We start from the raw sequence: 15633 nt of genomic DNA, 5'->3' as shown, positions 1-15633 counted from the left end.
TTTTCCCATCCGGAAGAATAATTCCACCTTTTTACACACCAGCATCTAGTAAAATAGACTTAACTTTCAGAATATTAACTCTTATTTCTTGATTATCCTTTTCCTTCCTCTTAAGTTAGACGTGTAGAACCATACTGAAGGAGGAAGATTATGAAAAGATTTTTGAAAGCTAGTATTCTCATGCTTTTAAGTATTTTACTGGTTGCCGGAACCATACCGTTAACCGGGCAGGCGAAAAAGCCGAAGCATGATGATGGCTATGGCGGATATAGCCAGGTTGATGTAGGCAGGGATGGAATGGTGGCTTCAGCTCATCCGCTTGCCTCAAAAATTGGGGCAGATGTTTTGAAAAAGGGCGGTAATGCCATCGATGCGGCTGTCGCGGTCCAGTTTGCCCTCAATGTGGTGGAACCGATGATGTCCGGAATTGGCGGCGGGGGCTTCATGATGGTCTATGATGGAAAAACGAAAGAAACCACCATCATTAACAGCCGCGAACGTGCCCCGGCCGGAGCCACACCGGATATGTTCCTGGATGAAGACGGAGATCCGATTCCATTTGCGGAGCGATCAACTGGCGGTACGGCTGTCGGTGTGCCAGGCACATTGAAAGGGCTGGAAACTGCTCTTGAAAAATGGGGAACACGCCCCATGCAGCAGCTGATCGGTCCTGCGATTAAACTGGCAGATAAAGGCTTTCCGATTGATTCTGTATTAGCCGATGCGATTGCCGATAATCAGGACAAGCTTGACAGAACGGCTGCCGGCAAAGTGTTTTTGCCTAAGGGTAAACCTCTTGAAGAAGGGGACCGTTTAGTACAGAAGGATCTTGCCAAAACGCTTAAAATGATTCGTTCTGGCGGAACTGACGCGTTTTATAACGGGAAAATAGCAGACGCTCTTGCAGGTGTGGTGCAGGATTTTGGAGGATCGATGACACCGGAAGATCTGGCAAAGTATGATGTAACTATTGACGAGCCTATTTGGGGAGACTATCAGGGGTATGAAATTGCGAGCATGCCGCCGCCAAGCTCTGGCGGAGTATTTTTGCTGCAGATGCTGAAGATTTTGGATGACTTCAATCTATCACAATATGATTTAAAATCCTGGGAAAAATATCACCTGCTTGCTGAGACCATGCATCTTGCCTATGCAGACCGCGCTGTCTATGCAGGGGATCCGGAATTTGTAAATGTCCCGGTCAATGGGCTCCTTCACCCGGATTACATTAAAGAGCGCCAGGAACTGATCAGCCTGAATGAAGTGAATCCAAATCCTGAAGCAGGCGATCCATGGAAATATGAGGACAGTCAAGCCAATTATGAGGCAGCTGAACAGCCGAATGACCGCCAATACGGTGAGACTACCCATTTTTCCGTAACGGACAGATGGGGAAATGTTGTATCATATACGACAACCATTGAACAGGTATTCGGAACAGGAATCATGGTTCCGGGCTACGGGCTGATGCTGAATAATGAGCTGACAGATTTTGATGCCGTGCCAGGCGGGGCAAATGAAGTCCAGCCAAACAAGCGTCCTTTAAGCTCGATGACACCGACGATTGTCTTTGAAGATGGAGAGCCTGTCCTGACAGTCGGTTCACCAGGCGGCCCAACGATTATTACATCAGTACTGCAGACCATCCTTTATGCCATTGAATATGATATGGAGCTAAAAGCAGCAGTTGAGGAACCGCGGATCTATACCAATAACCTGAATTCCTACCGCTATGAGGAAGGCATTCCGTCAGAAGCTATTAATAGGCTAAACGGAATGGGGCATAACTTCGGTCCGAGTCCGACCACAATTGGAAACGTCCAAAGTATTTTGATTGACCGTGATAAAGGTATTTTCAAAGGTGTAGCAGACTCCAGCCGCAATGGAGCTGCCATTGGCGTTGATTTGAAAGGGAAAGGGAAAAGAAAATAGAGTTTATGAGAATAGCACCTTGCTGATAAGGTGCTATTCTTTTTATCCTGCGGGGAAGCTGCCTCTTATATTATAAAAACAATGCCATCAGGTCCTCATCAAAGTACTTGCCATCAATCTTCAGTGCATGCCTCTCCTTGCCGTAAACCTCGAAGCCGAAAGATGCATAAAGCTTTTTAGCAGGCATATTTTCAGACATGACGGCCAGGTGGATTTGTTCCACCCCGTCCCATGAGCGGGCTTTTTCCACAGCCTTGCTGACAAGGCTCTTGCCGATACCATTCTTTCGGGCGGACTCTGTCACGTACATCGCATATATATTGGTGCGGTGCTTCATTTTTAACCCGGTATCTCTCACTAGACTGACAACACCTATAAGCTTCCCGTCTTCAAATGCGCCGTAGTGAAAGGAGTTTTCTGTCTTAAATCTTTCTCCATACACTTCAGGAGGCCTCCCCGCTTCCTCCTCATAGCTTGAACCAAATGCTTCCGGATTCTTTTTTAATCCCTCTAATCTTAACTCTTTGTATATTTCAGCATCATCCGGGCGCAGAAGCCTAATTTCCATCAGGTTCACTCCTTTATTTTTTCCTCATCCTTAGATTCTCTTTACTGTGACGAAATCCTTTAGCAAAAATTGTTTTTCTTTGCTGTGATAAGGGAACAGGATAAAAAAGTACAGGAGGGATCAGTATGACACAGGATAACAACAAGGACTTAAAAGAGATTGTAAAAGGGCAGGATTCCCGGCAGCAGCAAGAACAGTCGTTAAAAGATCAGGAGCGTAAGCCGGATCAGCAAAACCGTTTGAAGGACCAGGAGACTATGAGGAAGTAATTTTTTAGAGGGAGCTATGAAGAGTAGCTCTCTTTTTTTAGGGCTGAATTGTAAGCAATGGTTCACGCATATTGAATATACATATAAAAAGGGGGAAGCAGAATGGGAGTGCTGTTTGGTTTAATTATTGCGACTCTGGTTTTCGCCTATTGCATTGACCGCAGAAGAAAGAAGATAAAGTGAAACTTCAATCAGTGGGGGTGTTCCTTATCCCCCACTGATTGTTAGTCGCGTTCTAGTGTCGCTAAGATCTCCACTAGCGCTTCAATCAATCGACACTACGAACCCGATTGGTTCAACTAAGCCTCTGCTGCGCATCGGCAAGTTTCACTGTATCTCACCAATCGGGCCTTTACGGGCAGTTTGACCCCCGCTTTCCTCCTTTGATTCCTCTGAGTCTTGAAGTGGGGGTCTTACTGCCCGTTAGACTGCGATAAACAATACAATGCAAAAAGGGATCAGCCCAAGTGAAAAACCGGGGGAGAGCTCGAATTATACGATGGGTGATAATCATTATACCGGAGGGGGACAATAGCCATTGCGATTTCAGCAAGGCTCTTCTTTTTTTCCGGATCATGCTTTCTTAACCTGAAAATGGGAAAAGCTAAGGTTGCCTGGTTTCTATATGGCATCAAAAAGGGTATAAGGAAAACATACATATTGTAACCTTTTTAGGAGAAGTGGCCTATGAAAAAAAGAAGAGTGGACTCTTTATTTGTATTTATCCTGATTGCATCAGTGTATATGATATTTTTCACGGATGCCGCCTCACCCATTAAAATCGGTGCTGTCCTGCTTTATGCAGCTGTTATATTTATCAGCGCTATTTCCTTGATGCTCGAGAATCGCAGCCCTAACCAGACCTTGCTGTGGATGTATGTGCTGGTGTTTTTTCCGGTTGCCGGTTATCTGTTTTACTTGTTTTCCGGACAGCTATATTTGAAAGGCTATTTATTTAAAAGCAAAAGAAGCCGGGACAGGGATGAATGGAAAAGGCTGATGAAAAGGGAAGAAACACCTGATATTTCATTCCTGCAGGACAGCCAGCACTGCTTTGCTAAATTCGCCAATAATGTGGCATTGACCCCGCTGAGCACCAATTCACGGGCAAATATTCTTAAAAATGGCGAGGAGACATTTAATGAAATCAAGAAAAAGCTGCGTGAAGCAGAAGAGTTTATCCATATGGAATATTATATTTTCCGGTCTGACAGGCTTGGCAAGGAAATCATCAATATCCTGATCGACAAAGCCAGGCAGGGAGTGGAAGTGCTGTTTATTTTTGATGCGGCAGGCAGCATGGGAATGACATTGGAAGATCTGCAGTCCATGGAGGATGCAGGCATTAAGGTAAAGCCATTTTCTCCGCTGAAGTACGGTTTTTTTAATCAGAAATTCAACTTTAGAAACCATCGCAAAATTGTTGTTATAGATGGGAAAGTCGGCTTTGTGGGCGGACTGAATGTGGGAGTTGAATACCTGGGCGAAAATGAAAAAATCGGCTTCTGGCGTGATACTCACATGCTCCTCAAGGGGGAGGCAGTGTATACATTGCATACGGTTTTTCTCCTGGACTGGGAATATGTCAGCAAGGAAGATGTGCTGGAGGAATACCGGGATGTAAAGTATCCGATTGATGATGATGTGCTTGATGGTGCGGTGCAGGTGGTGGCCAGCGGTCCTGACACACAGCAGGGAATTATGAGTGATCTGTATTATTCAATGATTTCCTGCGCGACACGGTCCATTTGGATTGCCACACCTTATTTTGTCCCTGATGAATCGATTCGTACGGCGTTGAGGGTGGCGGCGGCTAAAGGAGTGGAAGTGCGCATCCTGGTCCCTGAGATCAATGACAGCTTCCTGACGCAATACGCAAGCCGGTCCTACTTTGCGGAACTGCTTCGATATGGTGTCGAGATCTATTCCTATAAAAAAGGCTTTCTCCATCAGAAGATTATTATCGTGGACGGAATCCTCGCTTCCATTGGAACGGCAAACATGGATATGCGCAGCTTCCACTTGAACTTTGAAGTTAATGTCTTTTTATACGGCACAAGCTCCATCCGCGATCTTGTCGCCCACTATGAAGAGGACCTGGAAGAAAGTGTGAAATTAAGTCCCGTCCAATATTATAAACGGGGATTGGCGGAAAGGTCGAAGGAATCATTTGCCCGGCTGTTTTCAGGGGTGTTGTAAAAAAGTGCCATTGATGTGGCACTTTTTTTGTGTGGAGGGGTGCTGCTTTTATAATCTGCAAATAGAAGAGGGGACTTGCAAATAGAATAGTGGAATTTGCAAATAGATAGGTAAAATGCAAACAGAGATCCGGAACCTGCAAATAGATGAGCAAATTTGCAAATAGTCCAGCCGAAATTACAAATAGATGAGCGAACTTGCAAATAGACCAGCCCAACTTGCAAATAGATAGGTAAATGCAAATAGAAACCCGGAACCTGCAAATAGATGAGCAAGCCCGCAAATAGACCAACCGAAATTACAAATAGATGAGCAAACTTGCAAATAGGCCAATCAAACCTGCAAATAGATAGGTAAATGCAAATAGAGATCCGGAACCTGCAAATAGATCAGCAAATTTGCAAATAGACCAACCGAAATTACAAATAGATGAGCGAACTTGCAAATAGACCAGCCAAACTTGCAAATAAATAGGTAAATGCAAATAGAAACCCGGAACCTGCAAATAGATGAGCAAGCCCGCAAATAGACCAGCCGAAATTACAAATAGATGAGCAAGCCTGCAAATAGACCAGTCAAACTTGCAAATAGATAGGTAAAATGTAAATAGAGCCCCGGAACCTGCAAATAGATGAGCAAATTTGCAAATAGACCAACCGAAATTACAAATAGATGAACAAGCCTGCAAATAGACCAGTCAAACTTGCAAATAGATAGGTAAAATGCAAATAGAGCCCCGGAACCTGCAAATAGGGACCCGGAACCTGCAAATAGGGACCCGGAATCTGCAAATAGATGAGCAAATTTGCAAATAGACCAACCGAACTAACAAATAGACCAACCAAACCTGCAAATAGATCCAGCACTGGTACAAGCAACCCCCCCATTTACGTCTCCAGACCGAGGCATAATCATCCTCCTTATTGGTCAAAAAAGGAAAAAATCATACTAAAATAAAGTTCAGTACGGTATGATTAGAATAGTTTGAAAAGTTAGACAGAAGGGGGTTCACTATGCTTTCACAATCAGTCATTCATGATGTAATTATGGCAGCTCTGGCCACTGGCGGGGATTTTGCCGAAGTATTTGTTGAGGATCGTTTCACCAATAACCTTGCGCTTCAGGGCGGGAAAATTGAGAGCAGCTTATCAGGCCGGGATTATGGGATCGGCATTCGCGTGTTTAAGGGGCTGCAGAGTGTGTATGCTTACACAACGGATGGGTCGAAGGAAGGTTTGCTGAAAGCTGCGGGCAATGCTGCCCAGGCGATCGGTGGAGAAAAAATTATTCAGCCCGCACAGCTGCAAAAAGAAATGATTCCGGCAGCACATCCTATATCTCTGAATCCGCGCGAGGTGGAGAAGCTCCGCAAAGTAGATGTCATGAAAAAGGCATATGAAATTGCGAAGAACTATCACAGCAGCATCCAGCAGGTTACGGTCAGGTATTTGGATGAAGAACAGAATGTGCTGATAGCAAACTCCGAAGGTAAATTTGTTGAAGACCGGCGGGTGCGAAGCCGCCTTGCCATACAGTCGATTGCGGCAGAAGGAAACCAAATGCAGCCTGGATTCTATGGACCTGGAGCCCATAAAGGCTTTGAATTTATGGAAAACCTGAACTTGGAGCATTACGCCAATGAAGCATCCCGCATTGCCGTTACGATGCTTGGGGCAGACCCTTGTCCAAGCGGGAAGTTCCCTGTGATCATCGATAATGAATTCGGCGGGGTTATTTTCCACGAAGCTTGCGGACATGGCCTTGAAGCTACATCTGTAGCGAAGGAAAACTCTGTTTTTGCAAACCGGATCGGCGAAAAAGTGGCCTCGAATGTCGTTACATACATTGATGACGGCACGCTTGCCAATGAGTGGGGATCGATTACGATCGATGATGAAGGCGAAAAGGCGCGTAAAAATGTCCTGATTGAAAATGGAATTTTAAAAGGTTACTTGATTGATAAATTCGGCGGACGCAGGATGGGCATGGAATCGACAGGATCGGGAAGGCGGCAGTCCTACCGCTTTGCACCGACTTCGAGAATGACCAATACGTACATTGCAAACGGCAAGTCCACTCCGGAAGAAATCGTCTCAAATACAGAGTATGGAATTTATACTAAATACATGGGCGGCGGCCAGGTCAATACCACAACGGGCGATTACAACTTTGCCGTCATGGAAGCGTATCTCGTAAAAGACGGAAAAATCGGCAAGCCGTTAAAGGGTGCTACGTTAATAGGGAATGGCCCGAAAACACTCCAGCTGGTTGATATGGTGGGAAATAACCTGGACCATGGTGCTGGCATGTGCGGTTCACAGAGCGGAAGCATTCCTGTCAATGTTGGCCAGCCGATGATCCGCGTAAGCGAAATGACTGTTGGCGGAACAAAGGGAGGCGAATAATATGAACCTGCAGGAATTTAAGGAAAAGCTCTTTCAGCTTGGCGGGCAGCATGGTTTCACAGATATGGAGCTTTATTATGAGAGAGAGGAAAAGTTCGCCTGCGAGCTTTTCAAAGGGGAAATCGATTCTTACGACACTTCCGAAGTGTTCGGAACCTCCTTCCGAGGCCTTTACGAAGGCAGGATGGGCTATGCTTTTACGGAAAAACTGGATGAGGAATCCCTGTCTTTTCTGATCGGGAATGCGAAGGAAAACTCTCAATTTATTGAGGATGAAGTACAGGAAGAAATCTTTGCCGGCAGCGAAAAGTATGAGTCTGGAAGCTACTATTCAAGCAGTCTTGCGGAAGTTACGATTGCTGAAAAAATAAATTTGCTTAAGCAAATAGAAAAGCACATCTATGCCTATGATGAGCGGGTAACCGGGACCGATTATTTCATGCTGCGCAGCGGTGAAACAGAAAGGGTTCTTCTCAACAGCAAAGGCCTGCATCTCAGCGAAAAGAACAATCATGCCGGCATTTATGTATCAGTCATCGTAAAGCAGGGAGATCAGGTGAAAAATGGTGAATACTCCAAGTTTACGAGAGACTTTTCGATCTTGAATCCGGAGGAAATAGCTAGGCATGCAGTAGAAGAAGCATTATCACAGCTGGATGCCAGGAGTGCTGAAAGCAAAAACTACCCTGTTCTGCTGAGAAACGATGCCGCCGGCGCCCTGCTGCAGACATACATCCCGATTTTTTCAGCGGAAAACACCCAAAAAGGGCAATCGGCTCTTAAGGGGAAAACGGGTGAAAGCATTGCTGTGGCATCATTGAATATCGTAGATGACCCATTTTTAGAAGAAGGTCTGCTCAGTTCTAATTTTGACAGCGAAGGGGTTGCCACTGCCAGAAAAGATATTGTGAAAGACGGCAGGCTTATTACCTTGATGCATAACCGCAAAACAGCACAAAAAGATGGTGTGGAATCGACAGGCAATGCCTATAAAGCTTCTTATAAGGGCACTTTGACGGTAGCTCCAACGAATCTTTACGTCAATCCATCCGATCAAAGCTATGATGAGCTGGTATCTTCGCTCTCAGAGGGTATCATCATAACCGAATTATCCGGCCTCCATTCCGGTGCCAATACCGTATCAGGGGACTTTTCCATTGCGGCTAACGGCTATTATGTCAAAGATGGAAAAGTGCAAAATGCCGTAAACCAAATGACGATTGCCGGAAACTTCTATGAGCTGTTAAATAATATTGAAGCCATCGGTTCAGACTTGGAGTTTTCGTTGGGTTTCATGGCCACAGGCTACATTGGCTCCCCATCTCTATTAATCAGGGAGCTGGCTGTGACGGTTGAATAAATAAACGGGATGGCACACCACTTCGCAGGTGGTGTGCTTTCTTCATTCTGCGGGATGCAGGATAAACTATAAAACATGTTAGATAAATCTTAAGCAATGTTAGATAAACCTTAAGAGATGTTAGATATATCAAAAGGGTTGCAAGATATATTTAAAAATTTGTCAGATATAAATAATAAGCTGAAAAGTCAGCAGGAAAAATAAAGGATTTTCTTTTCGGAAAATAGAAACTCTGCTGATAAACAAAAATAGGAGGCAAAAAGATGAAAACCCTCGAAACCAGCCGCCTGATTCTGCGCAGCCTTACCCATGATGATGCAGCCAGGGTAGAAGAATACGCAAGTGATTATGATGTGGCAAAAACGACATTAAATATTCCCCATCCTTATCCTGAAGGGGGAGCAAGGGAGTTTATTACAGGCATCCTGGAAGCAGAGAGAAACGGTAAGATTGCGATTTTCGCTATTACGAGAAAGGAGGATAATGGCTTAATAGGACTCATCAATATTATAGGCACTAATGCTAATAGAAGGGCGGAGATCGGCTATTGGATCGGCAAGCCTTTCTGGGGCAAAGGGTATGGTACAGAGGCTGCCAGGGCAGTTATTAAGTACGGATTTGAAGAACTGAACCATAACCGGATTTATGCTCTTGCCTTTACGGACAATCCTGGATCATGGAGGATTATGGAGAAGTCAGGAATGAAGCATGAAGGGATTTTGCGGCAGCATGCAATAAGAGATGGAAGGCCGGTGGATTTGACCTACTATGCCATTCTGCGTGAGGAATACACCGGGTAAGGGAGCCGCTGTTTGAATCTCACTCCACAATATGTTTCAATAGAAGCAAATCTTTTTTATCATGGAGGTTCATGTGCGGATCATTGCTTCCCATCCTTTTTTTACAGTCAGCAGGAAGATCGACTGGAATCAGCAGCAATACATTGAACAAGAACTTTTTCTTCACTTATTTGAGGATCACATCCTGTCGCCATCAGAAAAGTTTCTCCTTGATGAAGTTTGGGATATGTCATACAGAAATTCCAGTTGTGAATTTGGTTTCCTTTATCTCCATACCAATCGGGGGGTGTTTTCTTTTCAAGTAAAGTCAGACCCGAATCACTTTATAAACCTATATAGAGATCTTAAAAAGTAAAAGCCGGAATTGTCACGAACAACAATTCCGGCTCCATTATTATGCCTGCTCTGTCAGGCGTACAAGCATATGTGCGAGCTTATGCCTTTCTTCATCATCTCCGACTTTCCATAACTCCTTCAGCAGCTGTTCTTCACGGTTTTTGGGCTCCACATTTTCAGCGAGGTAGCCAGCCACTTTTTCCGCTGTTACGGCAAGCTGTTCCTCATTTAATCCCAGCTTTTTGCCAAGCTCAATTCGTTCCGCCAGATAGCCCTTAAATTCATCGAAGCTGCTTAAAATATCTTCTGCTCGTTCATTGGACATCTTGTCCATTGCGCTTTTAATATTTTTTGTATCCAGTTCACCATCTTGTTTGATTACATGTTCTTGTTCATTCATTTCAGTAGACCTCCCAAAGGATTGTTTGTTTTCTTATTAAATATCCTTTCAGAAGGAGAATTAAACTCTTTTAGATTTCACTGGATGGTGTTTCTTGAACAGCTTTCAGTTTCCTGAATTTCACTTTTGACATGATCACGCCAATTTCATATAGCCCGATAAGAGGCACGAGGACTAGAATCTGTGAAAATAAATCTGGTGGTGTAATGAGAGCTGATACAACGGCCATGATCAAATAAGCGTATTTTCGCATTGAACTGAGCATAACTGGGGTGACAATGCCGATCGTTGTCAGAAACAATAACAGCAAGGGTACCTCAAACAAAAAACCAAAAGGAATGGTTGACATCAGGAGAAACGAAAAATACTCCCTGGCTGTGATCATCATCGCAAAATGTGATTCACCCAATAGCATTAAAAACTGATAAATAGCAGGGAATATAATAAAAAATCCGAAGCCAAGCCCGCCGATAAAGCTGAAAAGAATGGCCGGGAAAAACATTAGAGATACTCTGCTTTCTTTTTCCGTTAAAGCTGGCTTCACAAACAGCCAGATCTGATAGGAAATGAAAGGAAGCGAAAGCCCAAGGCTGATGCTTCCTGCAATTCCTGTGTACAGCTTAATGACATCAAGCGGTCCAAGCATAACCAGCTCATGATCGTTTGAGAGCATAGGGATCAGCCGGTTGATGAAAAACAGACATAGGGCAAAGCTGACAATAAAGAAAATCAGAGATCGAATCAGCACTTTTCTCAGGTCTGTTAAATGCTCTATAAGGGTTTGTTCGTCCGTTTTCATTCTAAACCCTCCTGTTAAAGCGGTTTATCCTTCCGATCAGCCGTTTCAATTGAACGTGCTTTTGAATCAGGTTCATCGTCATCGCTCATAATTTCTCTGGCTGATTTTTTGAATTCTGATAAGGTCCTTCCAAAGGCAGACCCGATCTCAGGAAGCTTTTTAGGACCAAAGATAATTAAGGTGATAACCAGTATGATAATCAATCCGGGTATTCCAATATTTGAAAGCCCCATGGAGTTCACTCCTTCGTGAAAAATTTCTTAAAAGGTAAGTTAGTATTAGCTTGAACTTCGAGAACTGTCCAGCTCCAGCGCCTACCCCCTCGAGGTCACAAGCTTGTCTTGTTTCGGCTCCTAGGGACTCGAGACATAAGCCAATCCCTTCCAGAAGGAAAGGACACCTTCTTGCAGGGCCCGTCTTATGCTTGTCGTCCCTAAGCAGTCGCCTCCACATTTCCGACAATCCTCCCAAAAAGGCAAAGAACGCCTTTCCGGGAGGCTCGTCTTGTGCTTGAGGCCCACAGGATGTGGGTCATGCAGACGTTGCCACAGGACGTGGCGTTCTTAGTCTGCGTTCCTTCGTAACCAAGGCGCTTGCGCTTTTCTTATGCAAGCAGGCCGCCTTCTTTGCTGTATTTGATGATTCCTTCAGCAGCACGATAGGCGAGTGCCCCTACAGTTCCTGTCGGATTATATCCTCCGTTGTGAGGGAAAGCGGAGGCACCAACGACAAAGACATTCTCTGCATCCCACATTTGGAGATAGTTATTTACGGCTGATGTTTCAGGCTCTGCCCCCATGATGACACCGCCTGTATTGTGTGTCGTCTGGTAAGGGACGATATCGTAATGCTCCAGCTGCTGCCGGTCGTTAATTTTTGAAGGTCCCATTTCCTTCATGATGTTGTCTGTGATTTTTCCAATATAGTTATAAAGATTCTTATCCTGTTCAGTGAAATCGTATGTCATACGAAGCAGCGGAAGCCCGTAAGCATCTTTATAAGAAGGATCCAGATCCATATAATTGTGCTGAACAGGCATGGATGCCCCCTGGGTGCCAATGCTTAAAGCCCGTGTGAAATACTTAATGGAATTCTCCTTAAACTTGCTGCCCCATTTCGGTGTATCAGTCGGAACCATATTATATTGAATCGGACGGTATCCTGACTGGTTGATAGATATGGAGCCGCCATGGATAAAGCCAAGATCCGAGTGGTCAAAATTGTCCCCATTGTAATCATCCACCGTTGCACCGAGGGCACCGGCACCCATAAATGTGTTAAATTGTTCTTCATCAAAAAAGCCCGCTGACCCGGGAAGGATCTGATAGCAATAGTTCTTCCCGATCACCCCTGATCCTGTATCAGGGTTGTATGGACGTCCCAGTTTGGATGTCAGAAGAAGGCGGGTGTTATTCATGACATAGCTGGTCAGAATAACCATTTCAGCCGGCTGAATGAATTCTTCTTTTGTCTGGACATCCACATAGCGCACACCGGTTGCTTTTTTGCCATCGTGAATAATTTCCGTTACATTCGCAAAGTTGCGGATATCCACATTTCCCGTTTCTTTGGCAAATGGAATAACGGCCACAGTCGGATCAGCTTTTGCTCCATATTCACAGCCGAATCGTTCGCAAAACGCACAATACTGGCATGGAGCCATCTTGGCGCCATATTGGTTTTCATATGCCTCGCTCATATTGCCGGATGGCATTTGGTAAGGTTTCATCCCCAATGATTTTGCTGCCTTTTTAAATCTGGCTGTAATGGGTGTTTCCTTCATTGGAGGGTTTGGGAACGGATCCGCTCTTTTTGGCCCCAGCTCAGCTTCTTCTCCGCCAATACCTGCCGCCTTTTCAAATTCGTAAAAATAAGGCTCCAATTCATCGTATGTAATGCCCCAATCCTGAACTTGAAGACCTTTGATCTTGGCTTCGCCATATTTTTTAACTGTCTGTGACTTGATTTCAAAGTCATAAGGCAGAAAGCGGAAAGTATGCCCATTCCAGTGAACACCGGACCCGCCTAAGCCTTCGCCCAGCAAAAAGGACCCAAGCTGGCGCATAGGAAGGGCACGTTCCTTCCCATGATTGCGGAACGTAATCGTTTCTTTAGAAAGATCCTGCATTAATTCATAGCGGATTCCATAACGCAGTTCATCATGGACCACATAGTAGTCCTTCACGCCGCGCTCTTTTCCACGCTCCAGGCCGACTACTTTTAATCCCTGTTTCCCAAGCTCAGCCGCAATGATTCCGCCGGCCCATCCGACTCCTACAATGACTGCATCCGTTTTTGGCAATGTTTTCGCCATTTTTACCACTTCCTTAAAAGATAGTACTATTTCGTATATGAATGGAGACTGTTTGGTTTAATTTTCACAAATTTTTCAGACTCAATTTGATTGATATAGCTCATTTGATGGCCAGGAAAGTCTTTCATTTTCCAGCCTTCCATATTTTTGTTTCCGGCGTAGGCAGGGTCTGCATATACACCTTCAATGGTGGCGGCCCGGAGAATATTAAAGAACGTCCTTGCAGTAACACCCCGGAGCTTCACTTTATCCTCTTCAAAGGCTGTAAGAATTTCATCCTGCTGTTCGCCCTCCAATTCAGCAAATGGCTTCTTGAACTTTTCATTGCTGTAGGTCTGCAGGGCAGCAAGTCCGACATCAAATATTTCATGCCGTTTTAAAGGGGATTGGTAACCCTGAAAGTTCGACCCTGGGAAGAACGGACCCTGCATATATTCCCTTGTATTGTTGCCCCATGAGCCCGCAAGCTGATGGTCGATAAAAAATGGAACATCCAAATCATTCGCACCAGGGCCATTTTCATCCTTTGGATAAATTCTCTCAACGGCAGCCTGCAGGATTCCGAATGTCTCGGGGTTTGTGAAATATAAAGGCGACTGCTGATAGGCAACCTGATCATGCCCGTTTGTATGGGCATTCTCTTCCGTTGCTGTACCGTCTTTGTTCATGTTTGCACCAATTAAGCCGCCAAGAATACCGCCTCCTACTAAACCGCCGGCAACTAACCCGGAATTGCGGATGAATCTTCTCCGGGACATGGTTGATTCTTGTTTTTGTTCATGTTCAGACATCTATATGGAAACCTCCTTTTATTTGCCATTATGGAGAAAAATATACTTGTCTAAACAGTTTGATAGGAATATTTTTTGGATTGTGAAAAGAAGAGAGGAGATAAGGGGGTTTTTATCGCAGTCTAACGGGCAGTAAGACCCCCGCTTCAAGACTCAGAGGAATCAAAGGAGGATAAGCGTGGGGGGGGGGCAAACTGCCCGTAAAGGCCCGATTGGTGAGATACAGTGAAACTTGCCGATGCGCAGCAGAGGCTTAGTTGAACCAATCGGGTTCGTAGTGTCGATTGATTGAAGCGCTAGCGGAGATCTTAGCGACACTAGAACGCGACTAACAATCAGTGGGGGTTAAGGAAAACCCCCACTGATTGAAGTTTCACTTTATGGCATTAAAAAAGATGCAAACCGATTGGTCTGCACCTTTTTTAAGTCCGAATGACGGACAACCTGGAGATTACGATTTGCATAGGGCCGAACCGATTTTAAATATATCGGTTATAGACGAGAGTGCCTTTCGAACGCTCTGCAAACCCTCCCTGGTTTCTTGCAATGCCAATGACGAACCTTGAAGTCGCTGTTACGCTTTTCATCGTCAACCAGTCCCTTCCGTTTTGTTATTGGCCTTGCATTATTTGTTTACCCCGTATACTTGTGTTAAAACCTGTTTATTTAAAAAATTGGAGTTTTTTTCTTTAATAGATAAAATGAAAGAAAGGAAGTGAAACACGATGAAAACGAAGAAAGAAATCCGTGAGTACATATGGAATTTTCTTGAGGAGAACAAGCTTGGCCGCTTTCCGTTTCCTTTAACGAATAGAATTCCCAATTTCAAAGGAGCTGAAAAAGCGGCTGCATTTGTTTTTACTATGCCTGAGTATAAAGAGGCTAAGGTCATTAAGGTAAATCCTGATTCTCCGCAGCTGCCGGTCCGCACCCAAATTCTGAAAGATGGAAAAACATTGCTGGTTCCGACTCCACGGCTGAAAGCAGGTTTTATTATGGTAAAGCCGGAGTGGGTACCGCCCGGGGAGGAGCGAAAAGCAGCGAGCCTTAAGCATATTCACTCATACGGGAAAGAAGTTCCCCTCACAGAATTGCCGAAAATTGATTTGTTTTTTGCCGGATCAGTGGGGCTTCACCGGGATGGCCGGCGGGTCGGAAAAGGGGAGGGCTATGCTGACCGGGAGTATGCGATAATCAGGGAACTGGGGAATCCTGAAATCCCTGTGATAGGAACAGTTAACAGCGCCCAGGTGACAGAAGCAGATATCCCGAGGGATCCTTATGATATGACTGTCGACTGGATTGCCACTGAAAAGGAACTGATCAAAACCAATACGCCCTATCCAAAACCAGCCGGGATTCAATGGGATCTTGTCACGGAGAAGGAAATGGAAGAGATGCCGGTTTTGCGTGAAATATGGGAGATCACAAATGGAAAGGCAGCCAAGTAATTGACTGCC

14 protein-coding genes are annotated in these 15633 nt (G+C 44.8%); 7 read left to right on the top strand and 7 right to left on the bottom strand.

Annotated features, from left to right (window positions below; genetic code table 11):
- The first annotated feature begins 150 nt into the window (after positions 1-150).
- Positions 151-1932, top strand: coding sequence for a gamma-glutamyltransferase (ggt, locus tag ACTHRG_RS05535; protein ID WP_440230815.1), 1782 nt, complete (start codon positions 151-153; stop codon positions 1930-1932).
- A gap of 70 nt (positions 1933-2002) precedes the next feature.
- Here ggt and ACTHRG_RS05530 read toward each other — a convergent pair whose 3' ends face one another.
- Positions 2003-2500 (bottom strand): GNAT family N-acetyltransferase, encoded by a 498-nt coding sequence (locus ACTHRG_RS05530; RefSeq protein ID WP_335687587.1) that lies wholly within the window; start codon positions 2498-2500, stop codon positions 2003-2005.
- A 125-nt stretch (positions 2501-2625) separates the two neighbouring features.
- On the opposite strand from ACTHRG_RS05530, the gene ACTHRG_RS05525 reads away from it, so the two are divergent.
- Both ACTHRG_RS05525 and cls read left to right on the top strand, forming a co-directional pair.
- Positions 2626-2769: a hypothetical protein gene (locus ACTHRG_RS05525; protein WP_440230813.1), complete on the top strand. Its 144-nt coding sequence runs from the start codon at positions 2626-2628 to the stop codon at positions 2767-2769.
- 687 nt (positions 2770-3456) lie between these two features.
- Positions 3457-4968: a cardiolipin synthase gene (gene cls, locus ACTHRG_RS05520; protein WP_440230812.1), complete on the top strand. Its 1512-nt coding sequence runs from the start codon at positions 3457-3459 to the stop codon at positions 4966-4968.
- Positions 4969-5630: 662 nt separating this feature from the next.
- Here cls and ACTHRG_RS05515 read toward each other — a convergent pair.
- On the bottom strand, positions 5631-5855 hold the full coding sequence (locus tag ACTHRG_RS05515; protein WP_440230811.1) for a hypothetical protein: 225 nt from the start codon (positions 5853-5855) through the stop codon (positions 5631-5633).
- A gap of 126 nt (positions 5856-5981) precedes the next feature.
- On the opposite strand from ACTHRG_RS05515, the gene ACTHRG_RS05510 reads away from it, so the two are divergent.
- The 3 genes from ACTHRG_RS05510 to ACTHRG_RS05500 all read left to right on the top strand — a co-directional run bounded on the left by ACTHRG_RS05510 (position 5982) and on the right by ACTHRG_RS05500 (position 9533).
- Positions 5982-7373 (top strand): TldD/PmbA family protein, encoded by a 1392-nt coding sequence (locus tag ACTHRG_RS05510; RefSeq protein ID WP_440230810.1) that lies wholly within the window; start codon positions 5982-5984, stop codon positions 7371-7373.
- A gap of 1 nt (position 7374) precedes the next feature.
- On the top strand, positions 7375-8733 hold the full coding sequence (locus ACTHRG_RS05505; protein ID WP_440230809.1) for a TldD/PmbA family protein: 1359 nt from the start codon (positions 7375-7377) through the stop codon (positions 8731-8733).
- A gap of 263 nt (positions 8734-8996) precedes the next feature.
- The gene (locus ACTHRG_RS05500; RefSeq protein WP_440230808.1) at positions 8997-9533 is read left to right on the top strand and encodes a GNAT family N-acetyltransferase; all 537 of its coding nucleotides are present in this window, start codon (positions 8997-8999) and stop codon (positions 9531-9533) included.
- A 394-nt stretch (positions 9534-9927) separates the two neighbouring features.
- Here ACTHRG_RS05500 and ACTHRG_RS05495 read toward each other — a convergent pair whose 3' ends face one another.
- The 5 genes from ACTHRG_RS05495 to ACTHRG_RS05475 form a co-directional block, all read right to left on the bottom strand.
- Entirely contained in the window at positions 9928-10269 is a 342-nt protein-coding gene (locus ACTHRG_RS05495) for a DUF3243 domain-containing protein (RefSeq protein ID WP_076263130.1), read from the bottom strand.
- A 70-nt stretch (positions 10270-10339) separates the two neighbouring features.
- Positions 10340-11068, bottom strand: coding sequence for a twin-arginine translocase subunit TatC (gene tatC, locus ACTHRG_RS05490; protein WP_335687598.1), 729 nt, complete (start codon positions 11066-11068; stop codon positions 10340-10342).
- A 14-nt stretch (positions 11069-11082) separates the two neighbouring features.
- Positions 11083-11301: a twin-arginine translocase TatA/TatE family subunit gene (tatA, locus tag ACTHRG_RS05485; RefSeq protein ID WP_048010511.1), complete on the bottom strand. Its 219-nt coding sequence runs from the start codon at positions 11299-11301 to the stop codon at positions 11083-11085.
- Between the two features lie 371 nt (positions 11302-11672).
- The gene (locus ACTHRG_RS05480) at positions 11673-13382 is read right to left on the bottom strand and encodes a GMC family oxidoreductase (protein WP_440230807.1); all 1710 of its coding nucleotides are present in this window, start codon (positions 13380-13382) and stop codon (positions 11673-11675) included.
- Positions 13383-13408: 26 nt separating this feature from the next.
- A complete protein-coding gene (locus tag ACTHRG_RS05475) occupies positions 13409-14173 on the bottom strand; it encodes a gluconate 2-dehydrogenase subunit 3 family protein (protein ID WP_440230805.1) in 765 nt (254 codons plus the stop codon).
- A 725-nt stretch (positions 14174-14898) separates the two neighbouring features.
- Here ACTHRG_RS05475 and ACTHRG_RS05470 point away from each other — a divergent pair.
- Complete coding sequence (locus ACTHRG_RS05470) at positions 14899-15624, top strand: 5-formyltetrahydrofolate cyclo-ligase (RefSeq protein WP_440230804.1); 726 nt, start codon at positions 14899-14901, stop codon at positions 15622-15624.
- Positions 15625-15633 lie beyond the last annotated feature (9 nt).

Origin of the sequence: Cytobacillus sp. SAFR-174 (assembly GCF_051964675.1) — a bacterium.
GTDB lineage: Bacteria > Bacillota > Bacilli > Bacillales > Cytobacillaceae > Cytobacillus.
The sequence above is the reverse complement of the archived record's forward strand: the minus strand, read 5'-3'. Positions and strand labels throughout refer to the sequence as shown.